Source organism: Acinetobacter sp. ANC_7682 (genome assembly GCF_056779795.1).
The window spans coordinates 40,960-58,727 of sequence record NZ_JBWYIQ010000019.1; the positions used below are offsets into that span (position 1 = coordinate 40,960).

Here is a 17,768-nt window from a genome sequence, read left to right on the forward strand (position 1 = left end):
CCATTATGCAAAAAATGGCGCTTATTCACCTTTAAGAGACTACATTCTGCACAACACCAAAATATAAGATAGCAGCGATCACCGCGAGTACGATAAAAATAGTGAAAACACTTAAACCACCTTCAGCATCATCAGGGTGTTCTTCGTCAATGACGGCGATACGTTTTAATTCGCCGTCATAGTAGCGATAAAATTCAGCTTTCGCTGCAGGATCAAGCGTCTGCGTATAATCATGCACACGTTTACGCTGCTCTAAACAGTAGTGACCTAAATGGATTTCTTGATGAAAAATTGCTTCATCAAGTTGTTTTTTATGATGATGTGCAAGCGCAATAATATCGGATGGCTCTGGTGGATTGCCAAATGTGAAACCATCAATGGTATTAGTCATAAGTCATTCTCCTTTATAGTTATTTACAGTTTTATCATAAACCCAATATAAAATGATTAAAGTTTAATCATGTAAGTATTTTTTAAAAGATTTATCTTGAAAATTTATTTGACAATTAACGCAAATTGTAATATTAGTTTAATATTACTTTGTTATATTCCATTTTGACCTAATTTAGGTCTTTATAACTGTAGTACTAATCATAATTAGAATAAGGAGTTTTATATGATTAAACAATTCTCTCAACAAGACCTCGAACATATGTATTCAAATGCTGTAAATACCATTCAATTTGAAATGAATTTTACAGACGCAGTTTCAGAACTTGAGAATGCAGCACGTGCGGGTCATGGTAAAGCAGCGATGTTTCTAGCTGAACTCTATCTTCAAGGTTTCCGTGTAGAACGTGATTCTTTGAAAGCACAGTATTGGCAAAACATGGCCACAATGCAAGCATAAATAAACGTCACATTAGTGGCGTTTTTTTAGCTCTTTTATTTACATATTTGCTTACCAAACTTTAAATTAATGCAACTAAACTTTAAGAAAAAATCATTAGACTGAACTTATCATCATTGGTAATGAATCATCGAACGATCATGAACACCTTTGTACAGTTGCAACCAAATTCAAAGCATTTTTTACTCAAAGTTAATATCCTTAAAACCATGATGTATTGTGGAGTACTGTGGGGACTGTACAATCCAGAACATCAAGGTTGGGCCATTCGATCAATCAATCAAGAATACATATTCCCCTTCTGGCTCAACTCAGTCCAGGCTTTACATTATGCAAAAATTCACTGGCCGCACTATCAGCCTCGAAAAATAACGTCTGATGATTTTAAAAATTCACTACTCCCAACCCTAACGCGACTAAAAGTCACACCTGCCCTGTGCAATCATCGAGATCGCCACTTTAAGCTTACTATTCCACACATGCAGATGCTATTTTTTCAAAATCACTTGAGCCCATCTATTTAGCAGAAAATTCTACTAAAACAATTGTAAAGATTTAAGATTTCAGTTATTAACTTATACATGGACGAATAACCAACAAGAGGAACCTTTATGACAACAGTAGCTCAAGTCCTACAAAATAAAAACAATTCAGAAATCTCTACCATCACACCTGATGCTACGGTTTTAGAAGCAATCACACTAATGGCAACAAAAGGTATTGGTGCCGTTGTTGTCGTACAGGATGAAAGACTTGTTGGAATTTTATCTGAACGGGATTACACGCGTAAAATTGCACTTATGCAACGTACATCAGACTTAACTACAGTCTCAGAAATTATGACTGGTACAGTTTTATCTGTAAGTAAAAGCAACACCGTAGATGAGTGTTTAGATTTAATGACAGAACGTCATATTCGCCATCTGCCAGTATTAGAAGACGATAGACTCGTCGGAATTGTATCAATTGGTGACTTGGTTAAAGCCGCGATGGAAGACCAAAAAGTATTAATTGAACAACTTCAACAGTATATTTCAGGATAAAAATAAGCTCCCATCTCGGGGGCTTTTTTTGATAACTCCATCATGATCTCAATTTTGGACAATTGATTGAAATTAGTCATCTTTTACAATGATTTTCTTTTATTGAGTCATTGAACTATTTAAACAGCATCAGTAAAGTCATTACATTATGGAATTTTTTGCCTAAGGACTGATGATGTATAAAAAGTTATTGTGTTACACCGCTTTATTTGTAACTGCTTCCACTTATGCATCTGAACTTGAACCAACGATAAAGAATCAAATAGAGCTGCTAAAAAAAGCAAAAACATATCAAAAAAAGACGCTCATCACCCCTGCATGTAATACCTATAAAAAAGCCTACATGATGGGATATTTAGGGGCTGATCAAGATATGAAAAATCCAAGAAAAAACAAAGAATTTGTTGAAGCAGCCCTGCAAACTTCTGCCTGTTATACAAATTTGAGTTATACAGAGCAACCTCAAAAATGGCTCGAAGGCACTGTAACACTATTTAAGTTAAAAAATTATTTTGCAGTCCCAAATTTAGATGGCCGACTTAAAGAAATTCAAGATGAAATGATGTCGATCGCAGAAGTGCTATATTTCAAAAAAAATGCTGACTATCGCAATCCCTCTTCTGAAGTGACCAATGCTTGTGCTGCATCTGAAATTGGCTTCAAGATTGGTTATTTAGGTGATCCTGATAAAGCTAAAGATCCTGCATTCAATGCAACATACGTACAACATGGTTTATTTCATGCCGCTTGCGTTTCTCTACTTCCATCCAAGGCTAAATCTGAGAATCCAGCATTTACGAGTTATTTGTCTTACGCAATTTTAAAAGAACTTGCCACCAAATATGACAGCAAAAAAGCACACGAACTAAGTGCACCAGCTGATGAAATAATGAAAACCATGGTTCAAGCTCAACAAGCTCAACAAGCTCAACAAGCTCAACAAGCTCAACAAGCTCAACAAGCTCAACAAGCTCAACAAGCGACTGAAACACCTGTTCAAGATCTTTCAATCGAAACGCCGCTCATTCCAATTGAAATTTCCTCCTTTGAAAATATTCTTACGCCTTTGAATGAAGAACCACCAGAAATGTAATTAAAAAAACCAGCCTAAGCTGGTTTTTTTATGTGTTAATTTAAACCTAATTTTTCTGCCACATAGTCCGAGTCTTTATCACCTCGACCTGATAAATTCACAACAACAATGGTATCTTTGGACAATTGTGGAGCTTCGCGTATCGCCCAAGCAACAGCATGTGAACTTTCTAATGCAGGCACAATCCCTTCAACTCGAGATAGAGTCATGAATGCATTCAGACATTCTTCATCAGTTGCTGTTGAGTACTCAACACGACCAATATCTTTTAAGAAACTGTGTTGAGGCCCCACACCAGGATAATCTAATCCAGAAGCAATTGAATGCACAGGTAATGGCTCGCCATTTTCATCTTCCAGTACATAACACGCCATACCATGAAGTTGACTTGGTTTACCTAAAGTTAGTGTTGCCGAATGTTGATCAGTATCTAAACCATGTCCTGCTGGTTCAACACCAATCAATTTCACACTACCATCATTAAGGAATGCACTGAATGCTCCCATTGCATTTGAGCCACCGCCAACACAAGCAACTATATAATCAGGATATTTGTTAAATCTGTCTCGTGATTGAACTTTAATTTCATCACCGATAATTGCTTGGAAATCACGCACCATTTTAGGAAATGGATGTGGACCAACGACTGATCCGATGGCATAAATAAAGCTATCAGGGTCTTTCAAATACTCTTCGAAAGCACTATCAACAGCATCTTTTAATGTTGCTGTTCCACGAGTGACTGAGATTAGATTCGCACCCAAAATTTTCATTTTCACGACATTTGGATGTTCTTTTTCAATATCAACTTGACCCATATGAATTTCACATGGGATACCAACCAAGGCACAAGCGGTGGCTAATGCGACACCATGTTGACCTGCCCCAGTTTTAGCAATGACTTTTTTCTTGCCCATGTATTTAGCAAGTAAAGCTTCACCCAAACAATGGTTAATTTTATGTGCACCTGTATGGTTCAAATCTTCACGCTTCAGATAAATTTGAGCACCGCCCAATTGTTCTGAAAGTCGTTTGGCATGAAATAAAGGACTTGGACGACCTACATAATGCGCAAAGAGCTCTAAAAGCTCATTTTGAAATTCAGGTGTTTTACGAATTTCTTCATAAGCAACATTGATTTCATCCATTGCTGCTTTTAAATGAGGTGGAATTCATTGACCACCATATTCACCAAAAAAACCTTCTTCATTTGGCAATGCCACACCATTGATTTGATAGCTCATATCAAGATCCTTTAGATGAATATAATTTAAAAAAGTTAGCGCGAGAGGAATTTAGTCATATCTTCAATGCCTTTTAAAGTCATTGGATACATATGATCTTCAAATAATTCTTTGATCATTCCTATCGTTTGAGTGTAATGCCAGTAATTCTCAGTTTCAGGATTCAACCAAGCCGTCTTTTCATAATGCTGGCGCAAACGACGCAGCCAAATTTCACCCGACTCTTCATTCATGTATTCGACAGAACCACCAGCAGATTTTAATTCGTATGGCGCCATACTTGCATCACCAACAACAATCACTCGATAATCTTTACCATAGGTATTAAATAAATCTAAGGTATTCATTTTTGTCGAAGTACGGCGATGATTGTCTTTCCACACGTAATCATAAAGACAGTTATGGAAATAGAAATATTCTAAAGTCTTAAATTCTGTTTTGGCTGCACTAAACAGTTTTTCACATTGTGCAATATAGGCATCCATAGAACCGCCTACATCGAACAACATTAAAACTTTAATTCGATTACGACGCTCTGGCACCATCTGTACATCAAGAATTCCCTGCTTAGCCGTTTCGCGAATCGTTTGATCTATATCAAGCTCTTCTTCAGCACCTTGACGCGCAAATTTTCTCAGACGACGCAACGCCATTTGCATATGACGTGTTCCCAAAATTTGATCATCATCAAGATTTTGGTATTTACGTTGTTCCCACACTTTCACCGCAGATTTTTTACGTCCCGGCCCTCCAATTCTCACCCCCTCTGGGTGATCACCAAAAGCTCCAAACGGTGAAGTGCCACCAGTGCCAATCATACGATTACCACCTTGGTGTTTTTTATGTTGCTCACGCAAACGCTCTTCCAGCATTTTCATGAGCTCTTCTAAAGAACCTGCTCTTTGTAGTGCTTCACGTTGCTCTGGCGTTAAGTGTTTTTCAAGGAGTTCTAAATCAAACCATTCTTTAGGAAGTTGATTAACTTTACTGAGTAAATCATCTACATCAAAGGTTTGAATGCCCTGAAAATAATCCTTCATAGCACGATCATACTTATCGAAGTAACGCTCATCCTTGACCATGACTGTCTTCACAAGCTGATAAAAATCATCTTGATCTGCAAAAACCAAACCTAGACTAATTGCTTGATTTAAATCAATCAGCTCGCGCGTCGTTACGGGGATTCCGTATTTTCGCAAGGTGTAAAACAGTCTTACGAACATAGTATCACCTATCGACGAGTCATAAATGCGAGGCGCTCAAGTAGCTGCACATCTTGCTCATTTTTGATGAGCGCACCATACAGCGGTGGAATTGCTTTTGACTTATCATGGTTTCTTAAAATATCTTCAGGCATATCATCAGCCATCAATAAGCTTAACCAATCAATTAATTCAGAAGTTGAAGGTGGCTTCTTAAGACCAGGTATTTGGCGAAGCTTAAAGAAGACCTGAAGTGCCTCACTGACCAATGTCGTTGAAATTCTTGGAAAATGAACTGCAATAATTTCACGCATGGTCTGTTCATCTGGGAATTCAATATAATGAAAGAAACAACGGCGTAAAAAAGCATCAGGAAGTTCTTTTTCATTATTTGAAGTGATGATCACAATTGGACGCTGTGTTGCAGTAATTGTTTCACCAGTTTCATAAACAAAGAATGACATTTTGTCTAGTTCATGAAGCAAATCATTTGGGAACTCGATATCTGCTTTATCAATCTCATCAATTAATAAAACGCAACGCTCTTCAGAGGTAAATGCTTCCCACAATTTACCTGGTTTAATATAGTTTTTAATATCATAAACACGCTCATCGCCCAATTGACTATCGCGTAATCTTGAAACGGCATCGTATTCATAAAGACCTTGTTGAGCCTTCGTCGTTGATTTGATATGCCAAGTAATCAGTTTTAAACCCAGGCTATCAGCAACTTGTTCAGCCAATAATGTTTTACCTGTACCTGGCTCACCCTTCACTAGAAGAGGCTTTTGCAACGCTCGAGCGGCCTTCACAGCAAGCTTGAGACTATCTGTGGCGATATATTGATCTGTACCCGTAAATTGATGTGCATCAACAGACATAATGAAACCTTATTTTTTTATTTGGATAATTAAAGTGGTGGTGTCTTCACTGACGATGTGTGTCTCGGATTCTTTTGTTTAGAAGCGTACTTAGACCAGAAATAACCTGCCAATAACCCTAAAGCAATAACAAAGGCAATCAATGAGAAATTGGACCAGATCAACGGTGAATCTTTTGTTAAAACCCCAAAGATCAAACCAAAAGTTGCAGGTGCTAAGGCGGAATTAGGACCTTCAGAAATCGTTGGTGTTGCCAAAATAGCAAACACAAAAATCCAAGTCACTCCACCTAAAGGTGAAGGTAGGCGTTTCGCTATGCCGTACCAACACCACAGAATAATCAAAGTTCCGAGAATATAGACGGTAATTGCAATGTTATATTCTGGAATTGAATCCAACATTGAAACAAACTGATCCCATCCTCCAACTTGATTATCACGCACCGCGTAGTCCCTCTGGCTCTACCGCATTAGGATTGATCAATCCTTCAGGCGGCAATTGTAAAAAGAATCCTTTCGTCTGAATAGAATCCATCACATGTAAAACATTTGCACGCGCTAATTTGCGTTCTGCATGTAATTCCAGTGACATCACAAATGTCGCTCGGCCAAATGCATTTTTCATTGCTTCAGATAATACTGATAACGGATCAACAGCTTCTTGGTTTTCCGCTTGTTCAGGACGCGCAACGTAAATATACATTTCGTCTTTCTTACTAGATTTGTAGATTTCACACCACATGATTCAAACAACACCTTTTAAACTCAAAGCAAAGCATACATCAAAAAAAACGGCGAAACATTAGCGTTTGTTAACGCATCAGTCTAGTTTAGGATGACTGGTAATTCTTTAATCAAATTTTGAGAGAAGTCATTCATTGACTTTCATTTGCATACTCAAATATTGTGCATCTTTATGAAGCAACTCAATTAATGGCTTCGTCAGTAAATCATAACGCCAACCGAGTAAATATTGAGGTAAATCTTGTTCATCGCCATGAAAAACAACATGCTGATATAAAGCCCCGAGCCATTTTTTTCGCATTAACACTTCTTTAGGAATCACCAATTCTTCTGCAAGATTACTAATCATGTTATCAACATCATGGGTAATATCTTTGGATGAATGTTTAATTGGTCGAGCAATTCGTAATGGCCATTCTTCCATTGGGGGCAGCAACGCAATAATATCCAAAATCGTTTTACCGTGCTCACGAACCACATTCGGACGAATATTTTTAACTTGGGATAATTGGAAGGTATTTTTTGGATTTTTTTCCACCAAATCAATCATAGTGGCATTTTTCAGAATAAAACTTCGAGGCTGATTTAAAGCCTTCACCATTTCTTCACGCCAAACACTGAGCAATTGTAGCTGCATTAACTGCTTTCGAGAGTGTCTATAATTTCCGACATCTTCGTATAGTTTCTCTTTCGGCGTTTCTGTCGCAATCTCGAGCGTGAGGCTCTTACAGTCCTCTAGTACATACTGATAATGCCCTTTTTTCTCTAATTCATTTTTTAGCGCATCGGCTAAATCCATAATATATAAGACATCATTTGCTGCGTATGCTTTTTGCTCTTCAGTTAAAGGACGTGCAAGCCAATCTGAACGTGTTTGATCTTTATCAATTTCTATATTTAAAATTTCTTTAAGCGCATTTTGATAACTGACCTGTAATCCGTGTCCGAGAAAAGACAAAGCCACCTGAGTATCAAATACATTATTAAGATGATTACCTTTTGAATAATGGTAAATCAGATCAATATCTTCACCACAAGCATGGAAAATATTTTGCTTTGCAGCAAAAACTTTAGGCCAGAAACTCGAAAAATCTAGACGTGTACCGTCTAATAAAAACACCTGATCTGCGACATTGATTTGCAAGACACCCAATTTTGGCCATAGTGTATCAACTTTGATAAATTCAGTATCTAAACCATAAACATCTTGTTGACTCATTAGTGTCAAAACATGCTCGAGTTCTTTTTGCTCTTGAATAAATTGAAACATCATAAAAAACAATGTGCTAGATTGGTATCGAGATGTATTTTAGCTTAAATTATCAATTTTAAATATAAATTTTCAATTAAAGCGTCAAGCAAATCTATGTATACGCTGTAAATAGTTATAAAACATGAAAAATTTAATATTTTTTTCGACTAAAAAACAATTCAGAAAAGTGAGATTTCTCTAATCAAAAAAATAAGCACAATTTGTGCTTATTTCATTTGCATACGATTATGAACTGCTTGGCTTAAGGTGTGACTATCGACATACTCAAGCTCACCCCCTTGTGGTACACCTTGAGCAATACGCGTCATTTTAAGATTCAAATGACGTGTGGCTTCTACCAAATAATGTGCCGTAGCCTGCCCTTCAACCGTTGCATTGGTAGCGAGAATAACCTCTGCTACCTGACCTTCAGCTAAGCGTTGAACCAACGCAGGTATGCCAACCTCTTCAGGCCCTATACCGTCTAAAGGAGATAAATGCCCACCCAATACATGATATTTGCCTCTGAAACTTCCACTTTGCTCAATTGCCATCACATCTGCAGGAGACTCAACCACACAAAGCAAGGCATCATCACGGTCTTGCGACAGACAAATGTCACACACCTCATTCTCAGTCAATGAGTGGCAAATAGAACATTCATGGATATGATCAGCGGCATCGCTAAGTGCTTCAGATAATGCCAAAGCACCTTGCTTATTCTTCATGATCAAATGCAACGCCATGCGCTGAGCCGATTTAGGCCCAACGCTTGGTAAAATTCGCAGTGCTTGGACGAGCTGGTCAAACCGTTCGCTGAACACTCGGCAATATCCTTAAAATAAGCCTGACAAGCCAGGAGGTAATCCCATACCACTATTTGCTGACTTCATTGTTTCTTCTGAAATCGCTTCGGCTTGGCGTGCAGCGTCATTCATAGCAGCTGCAATCAAATCCTCAATCATATCTGGATCGTCTTGAAGTAATTCTGGATTGATTTCAATGCGTTTTACCACATTACGGCAAGTCATTGTCACTTTTACCAAACCACCACCAGCTTCAGCATGCACTTCTTTCTGTGCAAGCTCTTCTTTCGCTTTCTTGATGTTGGACTCTACTTCCTTTTGCATGCGCTGTGCTTGTTGCATAAGCATGTTAATGTTCATTTGTATACTCCGAACAAATTTAAATTAGACTAAATCAAGACCACGTTGAATGTCTGCAATAATATCATCAACGTCTTCCAAACCTACTGAAAGACGAATTAAACCTTCTGCAATGCCAGCTGCAGCCTTCGCTTCATCAGACAATTTACCATGAGTAGTCGTTGCAGGATGAGTAATCGTTGATTTTGCATCCCCAAGATTTCCAGTAATAGAAATAAATTGAGTGTGATCAATCACTTTCCAAGCAGCTTCTCGCCCACCTTTTACCACGAATGAGACGATACCACCAAAACCTTTTTGTTGCTGTTTAGCCAAATCATGACCTACATGATCCGCTAAGCCAGCAAAGAATACTTTTTCGATTTTATCGTGCTGATGAAGCCACTCAGCAATCTTTTGTGCACTTTCAGAATGAGCCTTCATACGTAGACGAAGCGTTTCCAAACCCTTTAGGAAAACCCAAGCATTGAACGGACTCATAGAAGGACCAGTTGTACGAACGTAGCCAAAAACTTCTTCAAGTAATTGATGACTACCTACGACAGCACCACCCAATGCACGACCTTGACCATCTAGATATTTTGTCGCTGAATAGACAACTAGATCCGCGCCCAATTTTAATGGTTGTTGTAGCACTGGCGTACAGAAACTATTATCAATTGCGAGTAAGGCATCATTTTCATGCGCGATATCTGCTAATGCGCGAATATCAGCAATTTCCGATAATGGATTTGACGGAGATTCTACAAATAGTAGTTTAGTTTCTGGTTTGATCGCAGCTTTCCAAGCATCTAAATCTGTTAAATCAACAAAATTGACAGTCACACCAAACTTAGAAATGTATTTTTCAAATAAGGCCACGGTTGAACCAAATACTGCGCGAGAACATACAACATGATCACCGGCCTTTAAGAATGACATCGCCACCGCCATGATCGCAGCCATACCCGTACTTGTTGCCACTGCACGTTCAGCACCTTCCATTGCAGCCAATCTTTTTTCAAACATTGCAACTGTTGGGTTTGTAAAGCGAGAATAAATATTACCGGGCTCTTTCCCAGAGAATTTAGCTGCTGCCTCTGCTGCATTTGCATATACAAATGAAGAAGTTAGAAACATCGGTTCAGCATGCTCACCTTCAAAACTGCGCGTATGACCTGTACGAAGTGCTAATGTATCAAGTTGGTATTCAATGTCGTCTTGCTGGCTCATTGCTCTAAATCAGTCCTAAAAACTGCCTTTGTGAATAATTGCCAACATTTTGAGCGCCCAAAGCATTTAAGGTCAAGGTAAAATATATAAATATCGCTTAGACTTCGTTCAAATCACATGCTTATGAGATCTTCAACCTTCATGGAACATTTAAAAACTAACTGGCGTTCTAAACAAAGCAAGTTAAAAAATTTAGGGACTCGCATTTTTTACGGTAAATCTTTGGTTTTATCTCAAGCAACGCCGTATGAAGTGATAGGTACTCATAAATCGAGTAAAATTCGATATTACGCATCTGAAAATAAAAAATATGTTGAGCCATTGGTCTTTGTCGCGCCTTTAGCGATCAAGATGGATATTTATGATCTTTATCCATACCGTTCTCTTATCAAATATTATACAGAGCAAGGTTTTGATGTGTATTTATTGGATTGGGGACACTTTAGCTATAAGGATCGCGATCTCAACTTTTTAGGTTTTATTGATGATGCAATCCCGAATTGTATCGATCAAATACGCACACACGCTAAATCTGATCAAATTTCTTTACATGGCTGGAGTATGGCGGGAATATTTGTTCTGTTGTACACAGCGCTCAGACAGCCGAACCATGTAAAAAATCTAATCGTTTTAGGTAGTCCAATTGATAGCTTTGCTTCAGGCAGTATCGGAAAGCTATATGCTAAGATGAATCGCTATCTTGAAAGAACTCGTCTACTCAAACATAAAGTTTATAACGGTCGTATTCCTAAGCGCCTCATTCACTCCCCAGGTATTTTAAATGCAATTGGATTTAAAATTTTAGATCCAAAAGGTTGGTATGAAGGCCATAAACAATTATTACTGAATCTTGATGATAAAAAACTTTTGCATGAACATGCCACTTTAGGTTATTTCCTCAATCATATGATTGATTATCCTGCTGGGGTAAACCAAGATATGTTATTCAATGTCTGGTTAAGAAATCCGCTAAAAAATGGTTATATCGAACTTCAAGATAAGAAAATCGAATTAAAAAATATAGACTGCTCTCTTATGATTGGCGCGGGTTCAAGCGATCAAATGGTCACAGCTGATGCTGTTAGACCATTGACTGAATTGACAAATAGTCGTGATGTCACGTTTACTCTTATTCCTGGTGGGCATTTAGGTTTAATGTCGAGTCAAAAAAGTGCCGATCAATTTTGGCCTGAACTTGCTCACTGGTTAGCAGAGCGTTCAACACAAATAGAGTAAAGAAAATGACGACAGTTGCATTTATTGGATTAGGCGCAATGGGTTACCGTATGGCAGCTCATTTACCCAAACACTATGAATCAGTTTTGGTATGGAATCGAAATTTCGAGAAAGCCAAACAACATGCAACTGAATATCAAACACAAGCTGTATCACTTCAAGAAGCTGCCCACGCTGATATCATTTTTAGTTGCTTACCAACGAGTCAGCAAGTCAATGAGATCATTCATCAAGTCGACATTAAACCTGGATCAATTTGGGTAGACTGCACCAGTGGCGTGCCTGATGCAGCTAAAGCACAACAAGCTTTTTTAAAATCAAAAGGTGTATTTTTTCTAGATGCGCCAGTTAGCGGACAAACTATTGGTGCTGAAAATGCGACTTTAACCTTCATGGTAGGTGGTGAAAAAGCGGCTTTTGAAGCAGCATTACCAGCAATGCAAGCCATGGGTAAACTGATTAAGCATGTAGGAGACTCAGGATCTGGTTTTGCTGTGAAAACAGTGAACAACATGCTCTTGGCTGTTCACTTATGTGCCGCTGCTGAAGGTTTTACTGCACTTAAGGCACATGGTGTGGATTTAAATGAAGCTTTAGAGTGCATCAATGCTTCAAGTGGTAAAAGTGGTGTGACTGAAAATGTATTGCCTCAACGGGTATTAAATCGAAGTTTTCCAAATACTTTTGCCTTACCGTTACTGAGCAAAGACACTGGTATCGCAGTAGACCTCATTCATCAAGCAAAATTATCCTCACCTGTCATTACGCTTACTCAAAGTCTAATTGGTGCTGCTAATGCAATAGCTGAACCTAATAGTGATTTTTCGACAGCAGTTAAAATGTACGAATCATGGAGCAAAATTACCTTAGAATAAATTTTCGCCATTGAATTCACATATAAAGCCCATATAATTGAAATGTGACAATATCAAATGTCCATTTCTAAATGAGGATACTCATGAATAAGTTTTTATTAGGTTTAATTACTGCTGTATCTGTTTCAGCTGGGGTTAATGCTTTTGCCGATACTACAAAAGAGTGTGAAAAACTTAAAGATGATTACAACATCATCTATGCATCAAAAGGCTTCTGTTTTAAAGATCCAGATACTAAGGCAAAGTTCGGCAATGAAAATTGCAATACAACTAAACCTAAGTTCTCAGAAAAAGAGCAACAAAAGCTTGACTCCATTAAGCAACGTCAGAAAGAATTGAACTGTAAATAATTCAATCTAATTACATTCTGGGAATAGTTATGGCTTACGATGATCAAAATATTTTTGCAAGAATTTTACGTGGTGAACTTCCTGCAATTAAAGTGTATGAGGATGAGCAAGTTCTTGCATTTATGGACATTATGCCTCAGGCAGATGGTCATACTTTAGTCATCCCTAAATCACCTGCCATAACTTTACTCGACTTGGACCCAAACACTGCAGCATACACAATTCAAATCGTTCAAAAAATTGCAAAAGCGATTGAAACAGCACTAGATGCAAAAGGTATAGTGTTGATGCAGTTATCTGGTGCTGCAGCTGGGCAAACCGTGCCTCACGTACACTTTCATCTTATTCCAAGTTCAATTCATGAACTGGGTAAACACGCAGCACAAATGGGTGATCAAGAGCGTATCAAGGCTTTTGCTGAGAAGATTAAAGCTGCTTTATAACAGATCCTCATAAAAAAAGGAGCTTTGGCTCCTTTTTTTTGTTTTATGCCTTTTGATTACTGTAAATTGTTTCTATCCATTTTCATGATAATGAAATAAATTCTTAATATTACTGACTTATTTGTAATGAATACTTAGCACCAATAGAGAACAGTAGTTACAAAAAAACTACTGATCATGATTATTAGGACAATAAATCAGTCTTTACTGGAGCTAGAAATGAAAAAAACACTTTGTGCATTAGCAGTTGGGGCAACACTAATTACACCAGCAATCGCAATGGCAGCCGACGTTAAAATTTATGGTCGTGCGCATGTTTCATTAGATTACCTTGATGATGGTGCTGAATACGGAGATGTTAATATTTCTTCAAACTCTTCACGCCTTGGTTTTAAAGCTGAACAAAAATTAGAAAATGGTATGACCGTATTTGGTCAAATCGAACAAGAAATTAATTTCTCATCAGGTAAAGATGGCGGTGGTACAGAGTTTGCCACACGAGATACTTTCGTTGGTTTGAAAGGTAATTTTGGTCAAGTTAAAGTTGGTCGTTTTGACAGTCCATTTAAAGTAGCTCGTGGTCCAGTCAACTACTTTGGCGATATGGTTGGTGATGTACGTAACGTAACTCGTGTTGGCGATGCAAAATTTGATGAACGTAATGCAAACACGATTGAATATAAATCTCCAAAATTAGGAAATGGTTTCAATATTTTAGCTGCTGTCTCTATGCACGACAAAACAGCTGTTGGAAAAGAGACCGATCTCTCTGATAAAGATGATAACAAAGCTTACGATCTTGCCTTAACATACAAAGAAGGTCCTATTGACTTTGCTGTTGCTTATGAACTTTTTGAAGACAATGCTTCTAATACGATTAACTCGACTAAAAAATTAGGTCGTGATGCTTTTCGTGTTGCTGGCTCATATAACATAACAGAAGACTTCAAGCTTGGTGCTTTATATCAATTCGCTCAATTTGATGACGAAACATTTGGTAAAGATTCTTCAGTTTACGGTGTTGCTGGAGAATACAAGCTAAGCCCAAAGACATCAGTTCGTGGTGAGTATTTCTACCGTGATTCGGATGCTACTGATGAAAATTCAAGCCTAATTGCTCTAGGTGTAGAACATCGTTTAGATAAAGCGGTTCGTGTCTACGCAAACGTTGCAACAATGCTTAATGATGATCAGATCAATCTAACACCTTGGAAAGAGGGTCGCAGTGCACAAGTTGCGGGTGTAGATGGTGAAAACTCTACAGCTCTTTCACTTGGTTTCCGTTACGACTTCTAAGTTCTACTTGAACCCCAAAAAGCACACTTTAAGTGTGCTTTTTTTATTAATTTAAATAAATCTATATATTTAAGTTTATTTAGTTTGATCAACATTATGTAATATTACTGTCACACATCAAACGTACCATCGCTGCAAGGTCTTTCCTGACGGCTCAAAAAGCAATAATTGGTACTATGCACTCTCTTGAAAACTTTCAACACAATTCAGACACTTACATAAATCGCGAACTTTCATTATTAGAATTCCATAAACGAGTTTTAGCTCAAGCTAAAGACCCTCACCACCCCTTATTAGAGCGACTAAATTTTTTAATCATCTTTTCTCGGAATTTAGATGAGTTTTTTGAAATACGCGTTGCTGGACTTCTAAAGCAGATCGAATTAAATCAAATAACAACCGCGCCAGACGCTATTCCCAATGAAATTATTTTAGAACAAATATCTAAAACAACGCATCATGCGGTTCAAGAACAATATCAGATACTTAATAAGGAGCTCATTCCTCAGCTTAAATCTTATGGTATCGAATTTATCCAATATCATGGAATTTTAGATAAATATACTGAATGGATTCAAAACTACTTCAGTAAATTTATTCAACCAGTAATCACGCCCATCAGTTTAGACCCTGCCCATCCTTTTCCCCGTTTAGTCAATAAGAGCCTTAATTTTATTGTCACACTTGAAGGTAAAGATGCTTTTGGTCGTCAGATTGAGCTCGCGATCGTACCTGCACCGAGAACTTTGCCAAGGGCGGTCAAAATTCCTGATGACTTATGCGAAGGTAAGCAACATTACATCCTGTTGTCGGCTATTCTGCAACAACATATCAATGACTTATTTCCAGGAATGAAGGCGACAGGATGCTACCAATTCCGTGTTACACGCAATGCTGACTTAAATTTAGCTGACGATGTAGACGATCTGGCAGTTGCTCTTAAAGATGAACTTTCTTCGCGAAGATTTGGACGTGAAGTTCGACTTGAAATTGATCACAATTGCCCAGAAACGATTAACCAATATCTACTTGAACAATTTTCTTTAGAACCTTCACAACTCTATCGTGTTCAAGGTCCTGTAAATTTAGCTCGATTATTTTCAGATTTTGATTGTCCAGATTTGAAGTTTAAACCCTATCAACCCGTGATACCGAAGATATTGAGACAATCAAAAAGTATATTTGATGTATTAAAACAACGTGATGTCCTTTTACATCATCCTTTTGACTCATTTTCACCCGTCATCAACCTGTTAAAAGAGGCTGCAAAAGACCCTAATGTCTTGGCAATCAAGCAAACTCTTTATCGCAGCGGACCAGATTCAGAGATCGTTCAGGTCTTAGCAGAAGCAGCACGAAATGGTAAAGAAGTTACTGCGATTATTGAATTACGTGCTAGATTCGATGAAGAATCCAATATCATGGTCGCCAACCTCCTACAAGAAGCTGGAGCTGTTGTTGTGTATGGCATCGTGGGCTATAAAACTCACGCTAAAATGATTCTGGTTGTTCGTAGAGAAGCAGATCATCTGAAACGGTATGTTCATTTGGGAACTGGCAATTATCATGCTGGTAATGCAAAAATGTATACCGATTACGGTCTTCTGACCACTGATGATGACATTTGTGAAGATGTCCATAAAATCTTTCAAGAATTGACAGGTATGGGAAAAATGGCAAAGCCTAAAAAGCTGTTCCATGCACCTTTTACCTTGCATGAACAGCTTTTAAAACTCATTGCCAATGAAATCCACCATGCTAAGTCTGGTCATAAAGCGCATATTATTATCAAAGTTAACGCGTTAACTGAACCTAAATTAATCGCGGCACTTTATCAAGCGTCAAATGCAGGTGTTCAAATCGATCTGATCATTCGTTCCATCTGTTCATTAAGACCTCAAGTACCACAGTTATCAGAAAATATCCGCGTCAGATCCATTGTAGGACGTTTTTTAGAACACACACGGGTCTACTATTTTCTAGATCAAGGCAATGAGAAATTATATTGTTCAAGTGCAGACTGGATGGGACGTAATTTATTTTCAAGAGTAGAAACTTGTTTTCCGATTGAAGATAAAAAACTAAAGAAAACGATTATTAAAGATGGTCTACTGAATTATCTGAACGATAATCAACGTGCTTGGGAATTAGATCAAGAACATCAATGGAACAAGGTATGCCCAACTGATGATCAAGAAATTTTTATCGCTCAAGAATATCTAACCAATCTACGTCAAATGTAGTGATCAAACATTAAGTGTGATCCACAATGTCCTTAAATTGAGCATCTACTACTTGGGCCAATGATTGAGGATCTAATCCGATATCTAGCCCTCGTTTTCCACCACTCACGTACACCTTTTTAAGAGAACTTGCCGATTGGTGAATGACTGTATTAAGTCGCTTTTTTTGAGCAATTGGACTAATCCCACCCACTAAGTAACCGGTCAGACGCTCAGCCACTTTCGGATCAGCCATTTTAAGTTTTTTACAACTGAAAGCATTCGCCGCCTTTTTTAAATTAAGTTGATGGTCCACTGGTAAAATTGTCACAAAATAATTGACATCATCTGTCACTAGAAGTGTCTTAAAAACTTCATGTACAGATAAACCCAATTTTTGAGCTGCTTCTAAACCAAAACTTTCAGCATTAGGATCATGCTCATATTCATGAACAGAATAATCTATCTTTTTGTTTTTTAGAAATTTACAAGCTGGCGTCATGATGATTTCAGGCATTTAATAATGGCATTATTATAAGAAAATATTGAATCAATTTTAAAGTTTTTCTCTCTGTACACGACAAATTTCACAGAACCCTTATCCTATCAGGATTCTGCTTTCTTAAAATTGCCAAAATTTCCTTAAACTCTTCTTTTTTC

20 protein-coding genes and 1 pseudogene are annotated in these 17,768 nt (G+C 37.8%); 10 read left to right on the top strand and 11 right to left on the bottom strand.

Annotation, left to right across the window (positions count from 1 at the left end; translation table 11 throughout):
* Positions 1 to 31: 31 nt before the first annotated feature.
* Positions 32 to 391, bottom strand: a complete 360-nt coding sequence (locus AC1M9D_RS08985) for a hypothetical protein (RefSeq protein WP_481587962.1) — start codon at positions 389 to 391, stop codon at positions 32 to 34.
* A 225-nt stretch (positions 392 to 616) separates the two neighbouring features.
* On the opposite strand from AC1M9D_RS08985, the gene AC1M9D_RS08990 reads away from it, so the two are divergent.
* The 4 genes from AC1M9D_RS08990 to AC1M9D_RS09005 all read left to right on the top strand — a co-directional run bounded on the left by AC1M9D_RS08990 (position 617) and on the right by AC1M9D_RS09005 (position 2,986).
* The gene (locus AC1M9D_RS08990) at positions 617 to 850 is read left to right on the top strand and encodes an SEL1-like repeat protein (protein WP_035266572.1); all 234 of its coding nucleotides are present in this window, start codon (positions 617 to 619) and stop codon (positions 848 to 850) included.
* A 140-nt stretch (positions 851 to 990) separates the two neighbouring features.
* The gene (locus tag AC1M9D_RS08995; RefSeq protein WP_481597989.1) at positions 991 to 1,374 is read left to right on the top strand and encodes a DUF2750 domain-containing protein; all 384 of its coding nucleotides are present in this window, start codon (positions 991 to 993) and stop codon (positions 1,372 to 1,374) included.
* Between the two features lie 87 nt (positions 1,375 to 1,461).
* Positions 1,462 to 1,893 carry a CBS domain-containing protein gene (locus AC1M9D_RS09000; protein ID WP_035266567.1) on the top strand — a complete coding sequence of 144 codons (432 nt, stop codon included), beginning with the start codon at positions 1,462 to 1,464 and terminating at the stop codon, positions 1,891 to 1,893.
* Positions 1,894 to 2,068: 175 nt separating this feature from the next.
* Entirely contained in the window at positions 2,069 to 2,986 is a 918-nt protein-coding gene (locus AC1M9D_RS09005; RefSeq protein WP_481611981.1) for a hypothetical protein, read from the top strand.
* 35 nt (positions 2,987 to 3,021) lie between these two features.
* Here the strand turns inward: AC1M9D_RS09005 and trpB are convergent.
* The 9 genes and pseudogenes from trpB to AC1M9D_RS09050 all read right to left on the bottom strand — a co-directional run bounded on the left by trpB (position 3,022) and on the right by AC1M9D_RS09050 (position 10,686).
* Positions 3,022 to 4,230 (bottom strand): annotated as a pseudogene (gene trpB / locus AC1M9D_RS09010) (tryptophan synthase subunit beta).
* A 35-nt stretch (positions 4,231 to 4,265) separates the two neighbouring features.
* Entirely contained in the window at positions 4,266 to 5,453 is a 1,188-nt protein-coding gene (locus AC1M9D_RS09015; RefSeq protein ID WP_481593959.1) for a vWA domain-containing protein, read from the bottom strand.
* 8 nt (positions 5,454 to 5,461) lie between these two features.
* Positions 5,462 to 6,313, bottom strand: coding sequence for an AAA family ATPase (locus AC1M9D_RS09020; protein ID WP_092768445.1), 852 nt, complete (start codon positions 6,311 to 6,313; stop codon positions 5,462 to 5,464).
* Positions 6,314 to 6,342: 29 nt separating this feature from the next.
* Positions 6,343 to 6,714: a hypothetical protein gene (locus AC1M9D_RS09025; RefSeq protein WP_035266633.1), complete on the bottom strand. Its 372-nt coding sequence runs from the start codon at positions 6,712 to 6,714 to the stop codon at positions 6,343 to 6,345.
* 34 nt (positions 6,715 to 6,748) lie between these two features.
* Positions 6,749 to 7,054 (bottom strand): YcgL domain-containing protein, encoded by a 306-nt coding sequence (locus AC1M9D_RS09030; protein ID WP_481611982.1) that lies wholly within the window; start codon positions 7,052 to 7,054, stop codon positions 6,749 to 6,751.
* 129 nt (positions 7,055 to 7,183) lie between these two features.
* Positions 7,184 to 8,326, bottom strand: coding sequence for a ribonuclease D (locus AC1M9D_RS09035; protein WP_481611989.1), 1,143 nt, complete (start codon positions 8,324 to 8,326; stop codon positions 7,184 to 7,186).
* 209 nt (positions 8,327 to 8,535) lie between these two features.
* The gene (gene recR / locus AC1M9D_RS09040; RefSeq protein WP_481611983.1) at positions 8,536 to 9,132 is read right to left on the bottom strand and encodes a recombination mediator RecR; all 597 of its coding nucleotides are present in this window, start codon (positions 9,130 to 9,132) and stop codon (positions 8,536 to 8,538) included.
* Positions 9,133 to 9,144: 12 nt separating this feature from the next.
* Positions 9,145 to 9,474, bottom strand: coding sequence for a YbaB/EbfC family nucleoid-associated protein (locus AC1M9D_RS09045; RefSeq protein ID WP_035266548.1), 330 nt, complete (start codon positions 9,472 to 9,474; stop codon positions 9,145 to 9,147).
* A 24-nt stretch (positions 9,475 to 9,498) separates the two neighbouring features.
* Positions 9,499 to 10,686 (bottom strand): O-succinylhomoserine sulfhydrylase, encoded by a 1,188-nt coding sequence (locus AC1M9D_RS09050; RefSeq protein ID WP_092768449.1) that lies wholly within the window; start codon positions 10,684 to 10,686, stop codon positions 9,499 to 9,501.
* A 141-nt stretch (positions 10,687 to 10,827) separates the two neighbouring features.
* Here AC1M9D_RS09050 and AC1M9D_RS09055 point away from each other — a divergent pair, with 141 nt between their 5' ends.
* The 6 genes from AC1M9D_RS09055 (at position 10,828) to ppk1 (ending at position 17,129) form a co-directional block, all read left to right on the top strand.
* Positions 10,828 to 11,922: an alpha/beta fold hydrolase gene (locus tag AC1M9D_RS09055; protein ID WP_092768451.1), complete on the top strand. Its 1,095-nt coding sequence runs from the start codon at positions 10,828 to 10,830 to the stop codon at positions 11,920 to 11,922.
* A 5-nt stretch (positions 11,923 to 11,927) separates the two neighbouring features.
* Positions 11,928 to 12,797: an NAD(P)-dependent oxidoreductase gene (locus AC1M9D_RS09060; protein WP_481611984.1), complete on the top strand. Its 870-nt coding sequence runs from the start codon at positions 11,928 to 11,930 to the stop codon at positions 12,795 to 12,797.
* A gap of 83 nt (positions 12,798 to 12,880) precedes the next feature.
* On the top strand, positions 12,881 to 13,147 hold the full coding sequence (locus tag AC1M9D_RS09065; RefSeq protein WP_035266544.1) for a YARHG domain-containing protein: 267 nt from the start codon (positions 12,881 to 12,883) through the stop codon (positions 13,145 to 13,147).
* A 29-nt stretch (positions 13,148 to 13,176) separates the two neighbouring features.
* On the top strand, positions 13,177 to 13,590 hold the full coding sequence (locus AC1M9D_RS09070; protein ID WP_481611985.1) for an HIT family protein: 414 nt from the start codon (positions 13,177 to 13,179) through the stop codon (positions 13,588 to 13,590).
* A gap of 219 nt (positions 13,591 to 13,809) precedes the next feature.
* On the top strand, positions 13,810 to 14,886 hold the full coding sequence (locus AC1M9D_RS09075; protein ID WP_481611986.1) for a porin: 1,077 nt from the start codon (positions 13,810 to 13,812) through the stop codon (positions 14,884 to 14,886).
* A gap of 176 nt (positions 14,887 to 15,062) precedes the next feature.
* Entirely contained in the window at positions 15,063 to 17,129 is a 2,067-nt protein-coding gene (gene ppk1, locus AC1M9D_RS09080) for a polyphosphate kinase 1 (protein ID WP_481611987.1), read from the top strand.
* Positions 17,130 to 17,139: 10 nt separating this feature from the next.
* Here the strand turns inward: ppk1 and ybaK are convergent, their stop codons facing one another.
* Positions 17,140 to 17,610, bottom strand: coding sequence for a Cys-tRNA(Pro) deacylase (ybaK, locus tag AC1M9D_RS09085; protein WP_481611990.1), 471 nt, complete (start codon positions 17,608 to 17,610; stop codon positions 17,140 to 17,142).
* Positions 17,611 to 17,768 lie beyond the last annotated feature (158 nt).

Excerpts from the sequence above, each read along its gene's own strand:
- AC1M9D_RS08985 (WP_481587962.1), bottom strand. The coding sequence starts at position 391 with ATGACTAATACCATTGATGGTTTCACATTTGGCAATCCACCAGAGCCA.
- AC1M9D_RS08990 (WP_035266572.1), top strand. The coding sequence starts at position 617 with ATGATTAAACAATTCTCTCAACAAGACCTCGAACATATGTATTCAAAT.
- AC1M9D_RS08995 (WP_481597989.1), top strand. The coding sequence starts at position 991 with ATGAACACCTTTGTACAGTTGCAACCAAATTCAAAGCATTTTTTACTC.
- AC1M9D_RS09000 (WP_035266567.1), top strand. The coding sequence starts at position 1,462 with ATGACAACAGTAGCTCAAGTCCTACAAAATAAAAACAATTCAGAAATC.
- AC1M9D_RS09005 (WP_481611981.1), top strand. The coding sequence starts at position 2,069 with ATGTATAAAAAGTTATTGTGTTACACCGCTTTATTTGTAACTGCTTCC.
- AC1M9D_RS09015 (WP_481593959.1), bottom strand. The coding sequence starts at position 5,453 with ATGTTCGTAAGACTGTTTTACACCTTGCGAAAATACGGAATCCCCGTA.
- AC1M9D_RS09020 (WP_092768445.1), bottom strand. The coding sequence starts at position 6,313 with ATGTCTGTTGATGCACATCAATTTACGGGTACAGATCAATATATCGCC.
- AC1M9D_RS09025 (WP_035266633.1), bottom strand. The coding sequence starts at position 6,714 with ATGTTGGATTCAATTCCAGAATATAACATTGCAATTACCGTCTATATT.
- AC1M9D_RS09030 (WP_481611982.1), bottom strand. The coding sequence starts at position 7,054 with ATGTGGTGTGAAATCTACAAATCTAGTAAGAAAGACGAAATGTATATT.
- AC1M9D_RS09035 (WP_481611989.1), bottom strand. The coding sequence starts at position 8,326 with ATGTTTCAATTTATTCAAGAGCAAAAAGAACTCGAGCATGTTTTGACA.
- AC1M9D_RS09045 (WP_035266548.1), bottom strand. The coding sequence starts at position 9,474 with ATGAACATTAACATGCTTATGCAACAAGCACAGCGCATGCAAAAGGAA.
- AC1M9D_RS09050 (WP_092768449.1), bottom strand. The coding sequence starts at position 10,686 with ATGAGCCAGCAAGACGACATTGAATACCAACTTGATACATTAGCACTT.
- AC1M9D_RS09055 (WP_092768451.1), top strand. The coding sequence starts at position 10,828 with ATGGAACATTTAAAAACTAACTGGCGTTCTAAACAAAGCAAGTTAAAA.
- AC1M9D_RS09060 (WP_481611984.1), top strand. The coding sequence starts at position 11,928 with ATGACGACAGTTGCATTTATTGGATTAGGCGCAATGGGTTACCGTATG.
- AC1M9D_RS09065 (WP_035266544.1), top strand. The coding sequence starts at position 12,881 with ATGAATAAGTTTTTATTAGGTTTAATTACTGCTGTATCTGTTTCAGCT.
- AC1M9D_RS09070 (WP_481611985.1), top strand. The coding sequence starts at position 13,177 with ATGGCTTACGATGATCAAAATATTTTTGCAAGAATTTTACGTGGTGAA.
- AC1M9D_RS09075 (WP_481611986.1), top strand. The coding sequence starts at position 13,810 with ATGAAAAAAACACTTTGTGCATTAGCAGTTGGGGCAACACTAATTACA.
- ppk1 (WP_481611987.1), top strand. The coding sequence starts at position 15,063 with ATGCACTCTCTTGAAAACTTTCAACACAATTCAGACACTTACATAAAT.
- ybaK (WP_481611990.1), bottom strand. The coding sequence starts at position 17,610 with ATGACGCCAGCTTGTAAATTTCTAAAAAACAAAAAGATAGATTATTCT.